The organism is Streptomyces sp. NPDC055189 (assembly GCF_053606765.1).
The window spans coordinates 95,500-111,328 of record NZ_JBSGSG010000016.1 but is presented as its reverse complement, the minus strand read 5'-3'; the positions used below and the strand labels follow the sequence as shown (position 1 = coordinate 111,328).

The following is a 15,829-nucleotide window of genomic DNA, read 5'->3' as shown; positions in this document are numbered from 1 at the left end:
CCACGCCCCCTCGGGGCCCCTCAGGCCACCCCGGGCTCCGGCTCGCGGTCGGCGTCCGGCTCATGCCCGACCGTCTTCGCACCGGCTCCGACCAGCTCGTCCCAGTGGACGGTCCGCTCGCACCACCGCTCCAGGAGCACCCGGTCGTGCCCGACGGCGAGCAGTCCGGCGCCGCTCTCGTGCCGGTACTCCTCCACGGCGTGCACGAGTGCCGCCGTCGTCGAGGCGTCCAGCATCGCCGTCATCTCGTCGCAGATCAGCCAGCGCGGGCGGAGCACCAGGGCGCGGGCCAGGCAGGCGCGCTGCAGCTGGCCGTCGCTGACCTCGTGCGGCCTGCGGCCCATGAGGTCGGCGCCGAGGCCGACCGTGGCCGCCAACTCCCGTACTCGCTCGGCGGCTTCGGTTCCGCGCCCGGTCGCCCGCAGCGGCTCGGCGATGAGGTTCGTGAGGGTGAGGCGCGGGTCGGCGGACAGGCGGGGCTGCTGGAAGACGACACCGAAGGCGGTGCGCTGGGCGCGGGGGGCGCGGTGCCGCCAGCCGCGGGCGGGCTCGCCGTCGATGACGACGCGGCCCGCGTCGGGCTTGTGCAGCAGGGCCGCGACCCGGGCCAGCGTCGACTTGCCGCAGCCGCTGGGACCGAGCAGACCGACGGAGGAGCCGGGAGCGAGGGTGAGGTCGACGCCGCGCATGACGGGGGCGCGGCGGTCGTATCCGGCGGTGACGGAACGCAGTTCAAGCATGAGGTGCCTCCAGGAAGGCCGCCGCCGGACGGGGATGGTGGCAGGCGACGCCGTCCACAGCCGCGGGGACGGTCTCGCAGGCGTCGTCCGCCGCCGGGCAGCGCGCCGCGAACGCGCATCCGCCGGGCAGCGCGGACAGTTCGGGCGGCATGCCGGGGATTGGCGTGAACTCCCGCTCCGGGAGGGCGTTCAGGAGGCCGCGCGCATAGGGGTGCCGGGGTCCCGGCGCGCCGAAGAAGTCCTCGGCGTCGGCGATTTCGACGATGCGTCCCGCGTACATCACGGCGACCCGGTCCGCGATGCGCTCGGCGGCGGCCAGGTCGTGGGTGATCAGGAGCAGCGCGCGGCCGTCGCCGACGTGCCGCCGCAGCTCGTCCACCGTGCGCTCGACGAGGTCACGGTCAAGCCCCGTCGTCGGCTCGTCGGCGAGCAGCAGCGGTGCGTCGCCGATGAGCGCGAGCGCGGTGGCGGCGCGCTGGGCGAGGCCGCCGGAGAGTTCGTGCGGGTAGCGGTCCAGGTGCCCGGCGGGGAACGCGGCGCGCTCGGCGGCGGCTTCGGCGGCCTCGCGCAGCTGCGGGCGGCGCACGCCCGCCAGTTCCCGCAGGGTCTCCTCCAACTGGGCGCGGACCGTGCGCACCGGCGTCAGGTGCGCGGCCGGGCTCTGCGGTACGAGACCGACGCGCCGCCCCCGGACCGTGCGGGCCAGGGTGCGCTCGTCGGCGGTCATCAGGTCCACGTCGCCGATGAGCGCGGACCCGGCGGTCTGCGCGTTCTGCGGAAGGAGCCCGAGCAGCGCGGAGGCCAGTACGGACTTGCCGCAGCCGCTCTCGCCGACGAGGGCCAGGCACTCCCCCGCCGCCAGGTCGAAGCGGGCGCCGGTGACGGCGGAGACGAAGGTGTCGCCGCGCATGCGGAACCGCACGGAGAGATCCCGCGCGGAAAGCACCGGGGACGAGGGGGACGGGTTGGTGACGGGCTCGGTCACAGCATCAGCTCCGATCGGCGCCGGGGATTGATCCGTTCCCGCCAGGCGCCCGCGAGGCCCGCGATCGCCAGGGTGGGAATGATGATGAACAGGCCGGGGAAGAGCGTCGGCCACCAGTCCCCGGCCAGGAGGGAGCCGCGCGCGCTCTGCACGAGCGTGCCCAGGCTGGCCTGGTGGGTGGGGAGTCCGAGGCCGAGGAAGGAAAGCGCGGACTCGTGCCAGATGGCGTGCGGCACCATCAGGACGGCGGCGAGTCCGGCCTGCGGCAGCACGCCGGGCAGCAGATGGCGCACGATGACGCGCAGGCGCGACGCGCCGCCGGAGACGGCCGCGTCGACGTACGGGCGCGAGCGCAGCGACAGGACCTCGGCGCGCACGATGCGGGCCGTGGACAGCCAGTGCGTGAGCGCGACCGAGACCACGACCGGCCAGACTCCCGGCCGGAACATCGCCACGATGAAGATGCCGAGCAGCAGGTGCGGAACGGACGAGAAGACGTCCACCAGCCGCATCACGACCCGGTCCACCCAGCCGCCCGACGCGGCGGCGAGCGCGCCCACGGCGGTGCCGATGACGGTCGCCACGACCGCCGCCACCACGCCCACGAGCAGTGAGACCCGCAGCCCGTACACGCAGCGCAGCAGCAGATCGCGCCCCACGTCGTCGGTGCCGAAGGGGTGTCCCCAGGAGGGCGGTTGCAGCTTGGCCGCGAGGTCGACGGCCTGTTCGTCGAGGTTCACCAGCGGCGGTACGAGAAGCACGGCGAGCACGATGGCCGCGACGATCACCGCCGAGGAACGTACCCGCCACGCGCGCGTGGAGCGAGTTTTGGAGGCGCCGCCCGAGGAGGCGCGCCAGGTCGTCGTCTCAGCCATCGAAGTCGTCGTCTCAGCCATCGAATCTGCCTCAGCCATCGAAGCCCACCCTCGGATCGGCGAGGCCGTACAGCAGGTCGGCCAGCAAATTGCCCAGGAGCACCGCCGCCGTGGCCAGGACGGTGAGCGCGGCGAGCAGCGGGAAGTCCACGGCGGTCGCCGCCGACACGGTGGCCGCGGCGATGCCGGGCCAGCTGAAGACGGTCTCCACCAGGAGCGCCCCGGTGATCAGTTCGGGCACGCGGGAGCCGATCAGAGTGAGCACCGGCAGCATGCCCGAGCGCAGGGCATGTCCGAGCAGCACGGTGCGTTCGGCGAGGCCACGCGCGCGTGCGCCACGGACGGGGTCGTCGCCGAGCGCGTCGCCCACCCCCTGGCGTACGTAGAGCACGAACCACGGGAGCTGCGAGATCGCCAGGACGGCGGCGGGCAGCACGAGATGGCTCGCGACCTGCCCGGCGGTGACGGCCGAACTCGCCGTGTCCGTGAGCCCGCCCGAGGGCAGCACCCCCAGTTTCAGGGCGAACAGCCAGACGGCGAGCAGCCCGATCCAGAACGGCGGGGCGGCTTCGAGGGTGTACGCGAGTGAGGTGACGCCGCGGTCGAGCCAGCCGCCGGGCCGGCGCGCTGCGAGCACGCCGAGCGTGGTGCCGACGAGGATCGCGAGCAGGAACGCGGTGGCCGCGAGCAGCACGGACCAGCCGATGCGCTCGCCGATGACGTCGGCGACGGGCTGGCGCAGGGTGCTGGAGTCCCCCAGGTCGCCGCTGACGGCCGAGGTGAGCCAGTCCCACCAGCGCTGCACGAGCGGCTGGTCGACGCCGAGGTTGCGACGCAGCTGGTCGAGGTTCTCCTGCGAGGCGGTGAGTCCGGCGGTGCCCGCGTACGCCTTGACGGGGTCGAAGGGGGACGCGGCGGCGATCGCGAAGACGCCGAAGGTCACGGCGAGCAGGACCGGGACGGCGAACAGGGCCCGCCGTCCCGTCATGCGCGCCATCGGCCCCCAGGGGAGCTTGTGGAGCGCGGATTTCACTGCTCGGGCTGCCAGTCCTCGACGTTCCACCACGGCCCGGACGCCAGGCCGTGGTCGTGCGGCTCGGTCTGGGTGGTCAGGTCGCCGAAGCGCTTGTCGACGACATAGAGGTGGTCGATGTGGGTGAGGAAGGTGTAGCCGGGGTTCTTCACCAGTTCGCGCTGGATGGTGTCGTACGCGGCCTGGCGCTTGGCGTGGTCGCCGCTCTCGCGGGCCTCGTCGAGCGCCTTGTCGACCTTGGGGTTGTCGTAGTGGGCCATGTTGTTGAAGCCGTCGCCGGCGAGCGAGGACTTCAGGAGGGTGTACTGGTCGAAGTCCGGGTCGGCCGGTGAGCCGCCGCCCGCGAGGACCGCGTCCTTGGGCATGCGCGGCTGGATGACCTCCCAGGTGCCTGCCTGCACTTCGACCTTGATGCCGAGCTTCTTGGCGTCGGACGCGTAGGCCAGCGCGTGGTCCTGGCGGAGCTTGTCGCCGGAGAGGTACCAGAGCGGGAACTTCGCCTGGACGCCGTCCTTCGCGCGGACGCCGTCCTTGCCCGCCTTCCAGCCCGCCTTGTCCAGGATCTTCTTGGCGGCGGCGAGGTCGTGCCCCCGCTCGGTGCCCTTGGTGAACCAGGGGCTGTCGGTCGGGACGGGGCCGTAGGCCTCCTTGCCCGCGCCGTCCAGGATCGAGTCGACCATGGCCTTGCGGTCGACGCCGTTGTCCAGCGCGCGCCGGATGTCGGTGTCACCCGTGACCTTGTTGCCGGTGGGCAGCGTCACCACGCGGTAGTCGAAGGTCTTGGCGGCGTACGACTTCTTGTTGCCGTCGTTCTTGTACTTCGCGGCCAGGTTGGGCGGCAGGATCGCGCCGTCGAGCTCACCGGCGTCCAGCCGGGTGGCGCGGATGTCGTCGTCCTTGATGATCGCCATGGTGAAGTTCTCGACCTTCGGTGCGCCGCCCCAGTAGCCGGGGTTGGCCTTGAAGGTGAGCTTCTCGCCCTTGGACCACTTCACCAGCTTGTAGGGGCCGGTGCCGACCGGCTTGGTGGTGAAGGCGCCGGTGTTCACGTCCTGCTTGCCCGCTATGTGCTCGGGGGCGATCGGCAGGACGGTGCGCTCGGCGAAGGGCGCGTAGGGGTACTTGAGGTGGAAGACGACGGTGTCGTCGCCCTTCGCCTCGACGTCCTTGACGGCGTCGAGTTCGGTCTTGGACGCGTTGTTGGTCTTCTTGTCGAGGATCGTCTCGTAGGTGAAGACGACGTCCTTGGACGTGAAGGGCTTGCCGTCGCTGAACTTGACGCCCTTGCGCAGCTTGAAGGTGTAGGTCTTGCCGTCGTCGCCGACCTCGGGCAGTCCGGCCGCGAGGGCGGGCTTCAGCTTCATGTCGGCGTCGTGCGTGAGCAGACCGTCGAAGATCTTGGAGTTGCCGTCCTTGCCGTAGCCGAGGAGCGGGCTCAGGGTGTCCGGCTCGTACGCGATGCCGACGACCGCGGAGTCCTTGGCACCGCCCGCGCCGTTGCCGTCGCCCGGCGCCGAACAGGCCGTAGCGGCGACCGCCAGTGAGGCGGCCGCCGCTACCGCGCCCGTACCCCGTATCGATCGGGCCCTCATGCTCCACACCCCTACTGAAGATCAAACGTTATTGCGAACGGGTCGCAATTATGCCTGATGTAATGGGTGGGTAAAACGGGTGGTCCATACCGAGTGGATCACGGGAGCCGGGTCACCGGCCGGGGACGGGGATCGGGGTCAGGGCGCGGGCAGGTTGACGCGCGCCGCAAGCTCCTCCCGGTGGCGCCCCACCGTACCGAGCGCGATCGAGTCCGCCTTGGCCCGCTTGAGGTAGAGGTGGACGGGGTGCTCCCAGGTCATGCCGATGCCGCCGTGCAGCTGGAGCGCCTCTTCCGCGACGTGCACCGTGGCGGGCGACGCGAATGCCTGCGCGAGAGCCGCCGCGACATCGGCGTCCGCGCTGCCGGCGGCGAGGGTGTCGGCCGCGTTGCGGGCGGTGGCACGCAGGTTGACCACTTCGAGCCAGAGCTGGGCGAGCCGGTGCTTGAGCGCCTGGAAGGAGCCGACGGGCCGGTTGAACTGGTGCCGTTCCTTGGTGTGGCGCACGGTCTCGGTCAGGCACCAGTCGGCGACGCCCAGTTGCTCGGACGCGAGCAGCCCGGCTCCCGCCCGCAGTCCCCGCCGTACGGCGGGACCTGACTCCGGGCCGACCGCACGCGCGCGTGCCCCCTCGAAGGTGACCGTGGCGAGCGGCCTCGTGAGGTCCAGCGAGGTCTGCGGCGCGACGCTCACGCCGTCCAGTGCCGCGTCCACCGCGAAGAGTCCCGCACCCGTCGGCACCAGGAACACATCGGCGGCGACCGCGTCGGCGACGCCGGTGACGCTGCCGTGCAGGGCATCGCCCTCCGCGCGCACGCCGGGCAGGGCATCGCCCGGCGCGGCGGCGAGGGACACGGCGAGCACGCCGATCCTGCGTCCCGACGCGAGCGCGCCCAGGAGCTCCCTCGCCGCGTCGCTGTCGCAGGCAAGGAGCGCCTCGGTCGCGATGACGGCACTGGTCAGATAGGGCACGGGCGCGACGGCGCGGCCCAACTCCTCCAGGACGACGGCGGCTTCGCGGTGCGTGGCGCCCTGGCCGCCGAGTTCCTCGGGCACGAGCAGTCCGGCCAGGCCCATGCCGTCCGCGAGTGCCTTCCACAGCTCACGGTCGTGCGGTTCGGCGGACTCGGTGCGGGCGAGCACGGCGGTGGCGTCGCAGTGGTCGGCGAGCAGGCCGCGCACGACTGAGCGCAGCGCCTCTTCCTCTTCGGAGTACAGCAAGTCGCGCTGCGTACTCTGCGGTGTCTGCGTGCTCATCGGGCGAGGTCCTTCCACGCGACGTCCTTGTCGGTGCGCGGCTCGGAGGGCAGCCCGAGGACACGCTCGGCGACGATGTTGAGCAGCACTTCGCTGGTGCCGCCCTCGATGCTGTTGCCCTTGGCGCGCAGATAGCGGTAGCCCGCGTCACGGCCGACGAAGTCGACCTTCGCGGGCCGGCGCATCGTCCAGTCCTCGTACAACAGGCCCTCCTCGCCGAGGAGTTCCACCTCCAGGCCGCTGATCTCCTGGTTCAGGCGGGCGAATCCGAGCTTCATGCCCGAACCCTCGGGCCCCGGGTGCCCCGCGACGAGCTGCTGGCGAAGGCGCTCACCGGTGAGCCGGGCGACCTCGGCCTCCACCCACAGCTTCAGGAGCCGCTGGTGCAGGTCGTGCGTGCGCAGTTCGGGGCGCTCGCGCCAGGCCTCGACGACCGGGCCGATCATGCCGCCCTCGCGCGGGATGCGGGCGCCGCCGATGGACACGCGCTCGTTCATGAGGGTGGTCTGCGCGACCTTCCAGCCGTCGCCGATCTCCCCGAGGCGGTGTGCGTCCGGGATCCTCACGTCGGTCAGGAAGACCTCGTTGAACTCGGCCTCGCCGGTGATCTGCCGCAGCGGGCGGACCTCGACGCCGGGGTCGGTCATGTCGCAGACGAAGTACGTGATGCCGCGGTGCTTGGGCACCTCCGGGTCGGTGCGGGCGATGAGGATGGCCCAGCGGGCGGCGTGCGCGCCGGACGTCCACACCTTCTGCCCGTTGACCACCCAGGTGTCGCCGTCACGCACAGCGCGGGTGCCCAGGGCCGCCAGGTCGGAGCCGGCGCCCGGCTCGCTGAAGAGCTGGCACCACACCTCGTCGCCGACCCACAGCGGCCGCAGGAAGCTGCGCTTCTGCTCCTCGGTGCCGAAGCGCAGGATGGTGGGCGCCGCCATGCCGAGGCCGATCCCGATGCGGCGCGGGTCGTTGTCCGGCGCGCCCGCGGCCTCAAGCTCGGCCTCCACGACGGCCTGCAGGGCCCGCGGCGCACCGAGGCCGCCGAGCCCCTCCGGGTAGTGCACCCAGGCGAGCCCGGCGTCGAAGCGTGCCTTGAGGAACGCCGACCGTTCCGTCGTTGCGGGCGGGTGCGCGGCGAGGAACTCCTGTGTACGGGTGCGCAGTCCGGCGGCGTCCGTCATGCGTCGCCTCCGCCGGGAACCACGGCCACCCGCCCCGTCGTGACGCCGTCGGCCACGCGCTGGACGGCGGCGGAAGCCTCGCCCAGGGGCACGCGCTCGCTGATGAGCGGCTTGATCGCGCCCTTGGCCGCGAGCTGGGTGAGCTCCTCGTGGCAGCGGAGGATCGCCTGCGGGTCCTTGGTGTTGTACAGACCCCAGTGCAGGCCGAGCACCGCGTAGTTCTTCACCAGGGCGTGGTTGAGCGCGGGCGTCGGGATGACACCGCTCGCGAAACCGACGACGATGATCCGGCCCTCGAAGGCGACGCACTTGGTCGACTGGGTGTACGCGTCGCCGCCGACCGGGTCGTAGACGACGTCGGCGCCACGGCCGCCGGTGGCTTCCTTGACCGCGCCGATCACGTTCTCCGTGCGGCGGTCGATGACCACGTCGCAGCCGAGCTCGCGCGCGACCTCGGCCTTCGCGGCGCCGCCGACGACGCCGATGACCTTGGCGCCCGCCGCCTTGCCGAGCTGGATGGCCGCGCTGCCGACGCCGCCGGCGGCCGCGTGCACCAGGAGGGTCTCGCCCGCCTGGAGGTGCGCGCGGCGGTGCAGGCCGAACCAGCCGGTCTGGTAGCCGATGTGCAGGGCTGCGGCCTCGGCGTCGTCCAGGGCGTCGGGCGCGGGCAGCACGGCCGCCGCGTCGGCGATCGCGTACTCGGCGAATCCGCCGTACGGAAGGGCGGGGTTGGCGATCACGCGCCGCCCGTCCTCGGTCTCGCCGCAGATCTCCACGCCGGGTGTGAACGGCAGCGGCGGCGTGACCTGGTACTGCCCGCGGCAGAGCAGCGCGTCGGGGAAGTTGATGTTGGCGGCGCGGACCTTGAGGAGCAGCTGGCCGTCGCCCGGCACCGGCCGGTCCACGTCTTCCAGGCGCATCACCGCGCTCGGCTCGCCGTTCTGGTGCACTTGCCATGCCTGCATGCGGGGCCTCCACGGGGCTCTTCGTAGACCGGGCTCCGTCGCATACTAAGCGGTCGCTTGCAGCGAGGGGAACCGTCTCGTCAGTCCGCTTCGGGCTTCTGCCGAGCGGACTCCTGTGCGGACCGCTGAGCGGGGCGCGCCCGTACGTGCATCCGCTCGCCCTGCGGGCCGAACAGGCTGAGGAACTCCGCGGGCCCCTCCCCCGTGGACCCGAACCAGTGCGGGACGCGCGTGTCGAACTCCGCGGCCTCGCCCGCCGTGAGGATCACGTCATGATCGGCGAGCACGAGCCGCAGCCGCCCGGACAGGACGTACAGCCACTCGTACCCCTCGTGGGTCTGCAGGTCGGGCTCGACGGAGCGGTCCGGCTCGAAGATCTTGTACGCCTGGAGGCCGCCGGGCTGCCGGGTCAGCGGGATCATCGTGCGGCCGTGCCGGACGATCGGCTTGGACCGCACACGCGGGTCGCCGACGGGCGGGGCGCCGACGAGTTCGTCCAGGGCGACCTGGTGGGCGCGGGCGATGGGGAGCAGGAGTTCGAGGCTGGGCTTGCGGTGGCCGGACTCCAGGCGGGAGAGGGTGCTCACCGAGATGCCGGTGGCGGCGGCGAGGCCCGCGAGCGTCGCGCCGCGCTCTTTGCGGAGCTTGCGCAGGCGGGGGCCGACCTCGGCGAGAACGCCCTCGAGATTCACGTTGTCGTCATCGTTCCCTGTCATGCCTTTATTGCATTATCGGCAAAATCAACTGTCAATCCCTCACTCTCGGTGCGGCGGTCCGCGGGGGCCATTGAGTCCCTCACGGGCATGGAGCTTTATGGCGTTACGCGATATCGATGCGGCCATGACGGACGACGATGCGAACGAAAGAGCTCTGCCCGGGCTTCCGGCCCCCGCACCGCTCGGTTCGAGCGCCCTGCCCGAGGGGACGTACGACGGGGTGGTCGTGCTCGTGACGGGTGGCGGGACCGGCCTCGGCAAGGCGATCGCCGCGGAGTTCGCGCGGCTCGGCGCGGATCTGGTGATCGCCAGCCGCAAGGAAGAGCGGCTGAAAGCGGCGCGGGACGAGCTCGCGGGCCTCGGCGGGCGGGTGACGGCCGTGCCGTGCGACATCCGCGACCCGGAGCGCGTCGCCGAGGTCTTCGACGCGGCGCAGGAGGCCTACGGCCCGCCCGGCGTTCTGGTCAACAACGCGGCGGCGAACTTCCCCGTGCCCGCCGAGGACATGTCCCCGAACGCGTGGCGCTCGGTCGTGGACATCACGCTGACCGGGACGTTCCTCATGACACGCGAGTTCGCCCGCCGACACCTCGCGGCGGGCACACCCGGCTCCGTCATCAACATCGGGGCGTCGTACGCGTGGACCGGCGGGCCCGGGTTCGCCCACAGCGCCGCGGCCAAGGCGGGCGTACAGAGCCTCGTCGAGAGCCTGGCGGTGGAGTGGGGCCCGTACGGAATCCAGGTCAACGGCCTGGTGCCGGGCCTGATGCCGCACGAGGACATGACGGCCGACATCCGCGGCAACCTCGACCGGGCGGCGCCCGTGCCGGACGGACCCCGGCAGGGTTTGAGCTCCCGCCAGCCGGCCCTCCGCGTCGGCGCCCCGCGCGAACTGGGCTGGGCCGCCACCTTCCTGGCCTCGCCCTACGCCCGCTTCATCACCGGGCACACGCTGGTGGTCGACGGCGCGAACTGGCAGCGGCGGGGCCTGGTGAGCCCGGAAGTGGTGACGGTGCGGGAGCAGATGGGGCGGGGGCCTTTCGAGGGATAGCCCGAGGGGTAGCCAGGCACCCTTGCCTCTTCGAGGGCGGCGGGGCACCTTGCCTCTTCGCGAGGCAGCGAGTCCCCTCGCCCCCGCCGCCGCTACTTGCCCTCGAAGTTCGCCGAGCGCCGCTCCCCCTTCGCCGCGTACCCGGCGCGGGAGTCCTCCGACGTCAGCGTGATCGCCGCGTTCATGGCCACCCGGTCGAGCGCGGCCTCCATCCCCGCGTCCGCGTACGCGTCGATGCCCCGCTTGATGCCCTGCACGGCCAGCGGGCCGTTCGCCGCGATCTCCGCGGCCACGTCCCGGGCCGTCTTGGCCAGTTCGTCGACCGGCGTGACGATCTGGACCAGGCGCAGCCGTTCGGCGGTGGCGGCGTCGATGCGGCGGCCGGTGAGCGAGAGCAGCTTCGCCCAGCCCGCGCCCGCCTCGCGCGCGATGCGCAGATCGCCGCCCGCGTCCACCGCGACGCCGATCTGCGCCTCGGGCAGCGCGAACACCGCGTCGTCCGCGGCGATCCGCACGTCCGCCATCAGCGCGAGCTCGAAGCCGAAGCCGAGGCAGTACCCCTGCACGGCGGCGACGATCGGCTGCGGAAGGCCCGCGAAGACGCGGAAGCGTTCGTGGACCCAGCGCAATGCCTCGTAGTAGTTGCGGGTGCGTTCGGATCCCGAGCGGCCGCCGATCGCGTCGCCGATGTGCGCGGTGATGTCGATCCCGGCACAGAACGCCCGCCCCTCGGCCCGCAGCAGTACCGCCCTGATCGAGTCGTCGTAGCGGATCCGGTCGGCGAAGATGCCCAGCTGGCGCGTGGCCTCCCAGCTCCAGGCGTTGAGCTTCTGCGGGTAGCAGAGGGTGAGGATGCCCAGGCCGTCCTCGATGTCGAGGCGCAGCCGCTCCCCGCCCTCCGGGATGTCCGTGCCGATGGTGTCGATCATCCAGCGCCAGCTCCTGCCTACGTTTCTGACGTCACGTCAGTTCTTGACGTGACGTCAGCGTAGTGGCGGCGGCTCAGCGGCTGAAGACCTCGAAGGACACCGCGGGCTTCCCGCCGAAGCGCGGCGCCACCTGCTGGGCATTGCCGGTGAGGAACTCGCGGCAGTACTTCTCGGGGTCCTCCTGCGTCAACACCTCGATGTACGTGCGGTGTTCGAGGAGCGAGCGCACGGAGCGCTCCAGGCCGGCCGTGGCGTCCGCCGCGTGCGTGGGCGACGAGGAACCGGCGACGGCCACCCAGCGCACGCCGTTCCAGGGTTCGAGCGCGTCCTCCTCGATCAGCTCCGGGAAGATCCAGCGGTTGCCCGCGTCCGCCACGGCGTCCAGGGTGGCGCGGCCGACGGCGACGTGGTCCGGGGTGTTCCAGGCGACGCCGCCCCAGGTGTCGCGGTAATTGAGGGTGATCACGAGCTCGGGCCGGTGCCTGCGTACCGCGGCGGCGATGTCGCGGCGCAGCGCCGTCCCGTACTCGATCACGCCGTCCCTGTGGTCGAGGAACTCCACGGACGACACGCCGACGACCGCCGCGCTGGCCCGCTGCTCGCGCTCGCGCAGCGGCCCGCACGTGGCCGGGTCGAGGGTGTCGATGCCCGCCTCGCCGCGGCTGGCCAGGAGGTAGGACACCTCGCGTCCGCCGTCCGTCCAGCCGGCGATCGCGGCCGAGCAGCCGTACTCCAGGTCGTCGGGGTGGGCGACGACGGCGAGAGCGCGCTGCCAGTCCTCGGGCATGGGGGTGAGCTGGTCGTTCACATTCAACGGCTCTGTCATGCCCGCAGCCTAGCTTCGCGGGGCCCGCCGGCGGAGGGCTCGGACCGCACACCGGCGAACACGCGCGGGAACACGCGCGGAAGGGCTCAGACCTCGCCCCGCGTGAGGGCCAGGAGCCGGTCGAGGACGCGCGGCGATCCCACCCGCAGCCCGTCGTGCTCGTACTCGTCGGTGACCCAGGTCCGCAGGCCGCGGATGGCGCGAGCGGTGCGCAGGGAGTGGTCGGTGTCCACGTACATGTCGTCGTGGTAGATGGCGGCAGCGGCCGGCACCTCGTTCGCGGCCAGGCGGGCCGTGTCGTACAGGGGCGCCCATCCGGTGCGTGCGGCCAGCAGGTCGGCGGTCTCGCGCAGCGGCCGCAGCGCCGGATCGCAGTCGAACTGCCAGCGCTGGACGGCTTCCCCGGTGAAGAGCAGCGGCGCGTCCCCGGCGAGTGCCTTGCCGGGGTCGAACTGCGGGAACTCGCCGCGCAGCCGCTGTGCCGACCAGTCGGTGGGCCGCTCGCCCTGGCCGTAGATCGACTCGTGCAGGAGCGCGAAGAGCGGGCGGTCCCTGAGCGACAGCTGGGCGTGCACGTGTTCCTGGAACGCGTCGGAGAGATCGAAGCCCGCCGGGGTCCGTACGAAGGCGTCCTCCAGGAGGTAGTGCAGGCGGTGGCTGCCGTCCTTCGTGCCGAGCAGCATGCCCAGAGACTGGAACCCCTCGACGGTGAGGCGGTAGCCGCCGTTCAGGACCGGCTCGTGCTCGGCGAGGTGGGCGGCGATGCGGCGGGCGCGCTCCACGTCCTGCGGGTAGCGGGCGTAGTGGGCCGCGGTCTTGCGCTGCATGCGCGGGTAGGCGGCGCGGTAGACGTCGTCGGCGTGGCCGTCGAGCGTGGGCAGGCCGCCGGTGATGACGGCGCTGTGCAGGCCTTCGGGGGCCGCCGAGAGGTAGTGGGTCGCGCAGAAGCCGCCGAAGCTCTGGCCCAGGACGGTCCAGGGGGCGCCGCCGGTCAGCTCGCGCCGGATCAGCTCGCAGTCGCGGACGATGGAGTCGGCGCGGAAGTGCACGAGGTAGTCGGCCTGCTCCCGGGGGCCGCCGCGCAGGGGCAGCGTCTGGCGCGTGGCCGGGGTGGAGCTGCCGGTTCCGCGCTGGTCGAGGAGCAGCACCCGGTAGTCCTGCAGCGCCCTGCCCAGCCACGCCTCCTTGCCCGCGAAGCGGTTGGCCCCGCATCCCGGGCCACCCTGCAGATACACCAGCCACGGCAGGTCGGCGGCGTCCCCGTGTGCGCTCGCCACGGCCTCGCGGGCGAACACCTCGATCCGCTCCCCCGCCGGGTCGTCGTGGTCGAGGGGAACGGAGAAGCGGTGGTCGGTGAGGACCACGCCGGGCTGGCGGTAGGAGGCGGTGGCGGTCAAGAGGGCTCCTGGGCGGAAACGGAACGGGACACTTCGCCCCAGTTCAGCACACCCGCCGCGGGAGCGGTCAGCGGGGCGCCAGGCTGGAGCGCCGCACCACCAGCTCCGGCTGGAGCACCACCCGCCGGTGATCGTGTTCTTCGGGGTCGGTGTCCGACTCGGTCTCCTCCAGGAGGAGTTCCGCGGCCATCGCGCCCATCTTGACGGCGGGCTGGCGCACCGAGGTGAGCGGGACGACGGCCGCGGCTGCGAACTCGATGTCGTCGTAGCCGACGATGGCGATGTCCTCGGGCACGCTGACCCCGGCCGCGTACATCGCCTGGAGCACTCCCAGGGCGAGCAGGTCGTTGGCGCAGAAGACGGCGGTGGGCCGCTCGGCGAGACCGAGGACGCGGGCGCCCGCGTCGCGTCCCGCGGCCACGTCGAGGCGTTCGGTGGGCAGCTCCCGCAGCGCCGACGCCGGAAGACCGGCCTCGGCGAGGGCCTGCAGCGCTCCCTGCCTGCGGTCCTTGACCTGGTTGAGTCCGGGCGGGCCGCTCACGTACGCGATGCTGCGGTGCCCCGTGTCGACGAGATGGCGCACCGCGAGCGCCCCGCCCAGGACGTCGTCCACGGAGACGGAGCACTCGGTGGCGCCCTCGGCGACCCGGTCGACCAGGACGAACGGGATGGCGTGCCTGCGGAAGGCCTCGATGTTGCGCCCCGTCGCGTCGGCCGGGGTCAGCAGCACCCCCCGTACCCGCTGTTCCGCGAAGAGCGCCAGGTACTCGGCCTCTTCGGAGGGGCTCTGCCCGCTGTTGCACATCATGACGCGCAGCCCGGCGTCGCGCGCGGCCCGCTCGGCCCCGCGCGCGACGTCCACGAAGAAGGGGTTGCCCATGTCGAGCACGAGGAGCGCCATGATGCGGCTCTGCCCCGCGCGCAGCTGCCGGGCGGACTCGCTGCGGACGTAGCCCAGCCGGTCGATCACGGACTGCACCCGGTGGCGGGTCTCCTCGGAGACCACGTCCGGGCGGTTGATCACATTCGACACCGTGCCCACCGACACTCCGGCGTGCTTGGCCACGTCTTTGATGCCGACCATGCGTCCCCTTGTTCCGTTGCGCGTGCGGTGCCTGGTGCACCGCCGCCCTGCGATCCCCTCAGAATTTGTACTGGTCGATGTTGTCCTTGTCGAAAACGGTAGGTTCGCCGAGATCGACGACGCCCTTGTCACCGATGGTGAAACGGCCGAGCTCGCCCGCCTTGAACGTCTCGCCCTTCTTGCCGGTGATCTGGCCGGACTTCAGGGCGACGGCGGTGTGGGCGGCGAGCGCGCCGAGCTTGGCCGGATCCCACAGTTCGAAGCCCTCGACGGTGCCGTTCTTCACGTACTGGCGCATGTCATTGGGCGTGCCGAGGCCGGTGAGCTTCACCTTGCCCTTGTACTTCGATCCCGAAAGGTACTGGGCCGCCGCCTTGATGCCGACCGTCGTGGGCGAGATGATCCCGGCCAGCTTCGGGTGCTCCTGCAGCAGTCCCTGGGTCTGCTGGAAGGACTGCTGGGCGTCGTCGTTGCCGTAGGCGGTCTTGACCAGCTTCATGTCCTTGTACTTGGGCTTCTTCAGCTCCTTCTTCATGAAGCCGATCCAGGTGTTCTGGTTCGTCGCGGTCTGCGCGGCGGAGAGGATCGCGATGTCGCCCTTGTAGTCGAGCTGCTCGCCCAGAAGCTGCACCTGGGTGCGGCCGAGCGCTTCGGCGCTGGACTGCGAGACGAAGACGTCACGGCAGCCGGGGTTGGTGTCCGAGTCGTAGGTGACGACCTTGATGTCGTTCTTCATGGCCTGCTTGAGGGCGGTGCACAGGGCGCCGGGGTCCTGCGCGGAGACAGCCATGGCGTCGACCTGCTGCTGGGTGAGCGTGTTGACGTAGGAGACCTGTCCGCTGGTGTCGGTGGCGCTGTTGGGGCCCGTCTCCTTGTAGGACGACCCGAGCTTCTTGAGCGCCTTCTCGCCGCCCTTGTCGGCGACGGTGAAGTAGGGGTTGTTGACCTGCTTGGGCAGGAAGGCGACGGTCAGGCCCTTCTTGGTGACCGCGTCCGGATCGGCCTTGGCGTTCGAGGCCTTGCCCGCGTCGTCGTCCTTCGAGGACTCCTTGGTGGTGCCTCCGCAGGCGGTGGCGGTCAGGGCGAGCGAGGTGACGGCGGCCAGGGTCACACAGGCGCGGGTGAGGGCGGAGCGGCGGACAGATCGGTGGGGAGAGAGCATCGTTGGTCCCTTTCGGACTGATCGGCTTGGCGGCGGTAC

At 71.9% G+C, this 15,829-nt stretch carries 15 protein-coding genes; 1 reads left to right on the top strand and 14 read right to left on the bottom strand.

What is annotated here, in order from left to right; all coding sequences use genetic code 11:
* Window positions 1-20 precede the first annotated feature (20 nt).
* The 9 genes from ACWFR3_RS15040 to ACWFR3_RS15000 all read right to left on the bottom strand — a co-directional run bounded on the left by ACWFR3_RS15040 (window position 21) and on the right by ACWFR3_RS15000 (window position 9,341).
* Window positions 21-740: an ABC transporter ATP-binding protein gene (locus ACWFR3_RS15040; protein WP_453734982.1), complete on the bottom strand. Its 720-nt coding sequence runs from the start codon at window positions 738-740 to the stop codon at window positions 21-23.
* Window positions 733-1,650, bottom strand: a complete 918-nt coding sequence (locus tag ACWFR3_RS15035) for an ABC transporter ATP-binding protein (protein ID WP_453735035.1) — start codon at window positions 1,648-1,650, stop codon at window positions 733-735. The genes ACWFR3_RS15040 and ACWFR3_RS15035 overlap by 8 nt, the downstream gene beginning before the upstream one ends.
* 71 nt (window positions 1,651-1,721) lie before the next feature.
* Window positions 1,722-2,600, bottom strand: coding sequence for an ABC transporter permease (locus ACWFR3_RS15030; protein WP_453735034.1), 879 nt, complete (start codon window positions 2,598-2,600; stop codon window positions 1,722-1,724).
* A gap of 31 nt (window positions 2,601-2,631) precedes the next feature.
* On the bottom strand, window positions 2,632-3,597 hold the full coding sequence (locus ACWFR3_RS15025) for an ABC transporter permease (protein ID WP_453734981.1): 966 nt from the start codon (window positions 3,595-3,597) through the stop codon (window positions 2,632-2,634).
* Window positions 3,598-3,629: 32 nt separating this feature from the next.
* Entirely contained in the window at window positions 3,630-5,225 is a 1,596-nt protein-coding gene (locus ACWFR3_RS15020) for an ABC transporter substrate-binding protein (protein ID WP_453734980.1), read from the bottom strand.
* Window positions 5,226-5,363: 138 nt separating this feature from the next.
* Window positions 5,364-6,482: an acyl-CoA dehydrogenase family protein gene (locus ACWFR3_RS15015; RefSeq protein ID WP_453734979.1), complete on the bottom strand. Its 1,119-nt coding sequence runs from the start codon at window positions 6,480-6,482 to the stop codon at window positions 5,364-5,366.
* Complete coding sequence (locus ACWFR3_RS15010; RefSeq protein ID WP_453734978.1) at window positions 6,479-7,660, bottom strand: acyl-CoA dehydrogenase family protein; 1,182 nt, start codon at window positions 7,658-7,660, stop codon at window positions 6,479-6,481. The genes ACWFR3_RS15015 and ACWFR3_RS15010 overlap by 4 nt, the downstream gene beginning before the upstream one ends.
* Window positions 7,657-8,625 (bottom strand): NADPH:quinone oxidoreductase family protein, encoded by a 969-nt coding sequence (locus ACWFR3_RS15005; RefSeq protein WP_453734977.1) that lies wholly within the window; start codon window positions 8,623-8,625, stop codon window positions 7,657-7,659. The genes ACWFR3_RS15010 and ACWFR3_RS15005 overlap by 4 nt, the downstream gene beginning before the upstream one ends.
* 80 nt (window positions 8,626-8,705) lie before the next feature.
* Entirely contained in the window at window positions 8,706-9,341 is a 636-nt protein-coding gene (locus ACWFR3_RS15000) for a helix-turn-helix domain-containing protein (RefSeq protein WP_453734976.1), read from the bottom strand.
* A 124-nt stretch (window positions 9,342-9,465) separates the two neighbouring features.
* Between ACWFR3_RS15000 and ACWFR3_RS14995 the strand changes: the two genes are divergently transcribed.
* Window positions 9,466-10,392, top strand: a complete 927-nt coding sequence (locus ACWFR3_RS14995; RefSeq protein ID WP_453734975.1) for an SDR family oxidoreductase — start codon at window positions 9,466-9,468, stop codon at window positions 10,390-10,392.
* 92 nt (window positions 10,393-10,484) lie between these two features.
* Here the strand turns inward: ACWFR3_RS14995 and ACWFR3_RS14990 are convergent, their stop codons facing one another.
* The 5 genes from ACWFR3_RS14990 to rhaS form a co-directional block, all read right to left on the bottom strand.
* Entirely contained in the window at window positions 10,485-11,321 is an 837-nt protein-coding gene (locus ACWFR3_RS14990; protein WP_453734974.1) for an enoyl-CoA hydratase/isomerase family protein, read from the bottom strand.
* 73 nt (window positions 11,322-11,394) lie between these two features.
* Complete coding sequence (locus ACWFR3_RS14985) at window positions 11,395-12,147, bottom strand: PIG-L deacetylase family protein (protein WP_453734973.1); 753 nt, start codon at window positions 12,145-12,147, stop codon at window positions 11,395-11,397.
* A gap of 86 nt (window positions 12,148-12,233) precedes the next feature.
* Entirely contained in the window at window positions 12,234-13,544 is a 1,311-nt protein-coding gene (locus ACWFR3_RS14980) for an alpha/beta fold hydrolase (RefSeq protein ID WP_453734972.1), read from the bottom strand.
* Window positions 13,545-13,611: 67 nt separating this feature from the next.
* Window positions 13,612-14,628, bottom strand: coding sequence for a LacI family DNA-binding transcriptional regulator (locus ACWFR3_RS14975; RefSeq protein ID WP_453734971.1), 1,017 nt, complete (start codon window positions 14,626-14,628; stop codon window positions 13,612-13,614).
* Between the two features lie 58 nt (window positions 14,629-14,686).
* Window positions 14,687-15,790, bottom strand: a complete 1,104-nt coding sequence (gene rhaS / locus ACWFR3_RS14970; protein WP_453734970.1) for a rhamnose ABC transporter substrate-binding protein — start codon at window positions 15,788-15,790, stop codon at window positions 14,687-14,689.
* Window positions 15,791-15,829: the final 39 nt, after the last annotated feature.

Bases quoted from the DNA above. Each gene is read 5' to 3' on its own strand.
- ACWFR3_RS15040 (WP_453734982.1), bottom strand. From the start codon at position 740: ATGCTTGAACTGCGTTCCGTCACCGCCGGATACGACCGCCGCGCCCCC.
- ACWFR3_RS15035 (WP_453735035.1), bottom strand. From the start codon at position 1,650: ATGCGCGGCGACACCTTCGTCTCCGCCGTCACCGGCGCCCGCTTCGAC.
- ACWFR3_RS15030 (WP_453735034.1), bottom strand. From the start codon at position 2,600: ATGGCTGAGACGACGACCTGGCGCGCCTCCTCGGGCGGCGCCTCCAAA.
- ACWFR3_RS15025 (WP_453734981.1), bottom strand. From the start codon at position 3,597: ATGGCGCGCATGACGGGACGGCGGGCCCTGTTCGCCGTCCCGGTCCTG.
- ACWFR3_RS15020 (WP_453734980.1), bottom strand. From the start codon at position 5,225: ATGAGGGCCCGATCGATACGGGGTACGGGCGCGGTAGCGGCGGCCGCC.
- ACWFR3_RS15015 (WP_453734979.1), bottom strand. From the start codon at position 6,482: ATGAGCACGCAGACACCGCAGAGTACGCAGCGCGACTTGCTGTACTCC.
- ACWFR3_RS15010 (WP_453734978.1), bottom strand. From the start codon at position 7,660: ATGACGGACGCCGCCGGACTGCGCACCCGTACACAGGAGTTCCTCGCC.
- ACWFR3_RS15005 (WP_453734977.1), bottom strand. From the start codon at position 8,625: ATGCAGGCATGGCAAGTGCACCAGAACGGCGAGCCGAGCGCGGTGATG.
- ACWFR3_RS15000 (WP_453734976.1), bottom strand. From the start codon at position 9,341: ATGACAGGGAACGATGACGACAACGTGAATCTCGAGGGCGTTCTCGCC.
- ACWFR3_RS14995 (WP_453734975.1), top strand. From the start codon at position 9,466: ATGACGGACGACGATGCGAACGAAAGAGCTCTGCCCGGGCTTCCGGCC.
- ACWFR3_RS14990 (WP_453734974.1), bottom strand. From the start codon at position 11,321: ATGATCGACACCATCGGCACGGACATCCCGGAGGGCGGGGAGCGGCTG.
- ACWFR3_RS14985 (WP_453734973.1), bottom strand. From the start codon at position 12,147: ATGACAGAGCCGTTGAATGTGAACGACCAGCTCACCCCCATGCCCGAG.
- ACWFR3_RS14975 (WP_453734971.1), bottom strand. From the start codon at position 14,628: ATGGTCGGCATCAAAGACGTGGCCAAGCACGCCGGAGTGTCGGTGGGC.
- rhaS (WP_453734970.1), bottom strand. From the start codon at position 15,790: ATGCTCTCTCCCCACCGATCTGTCCGCCGCTCCGCCCTCACCCGCGCC.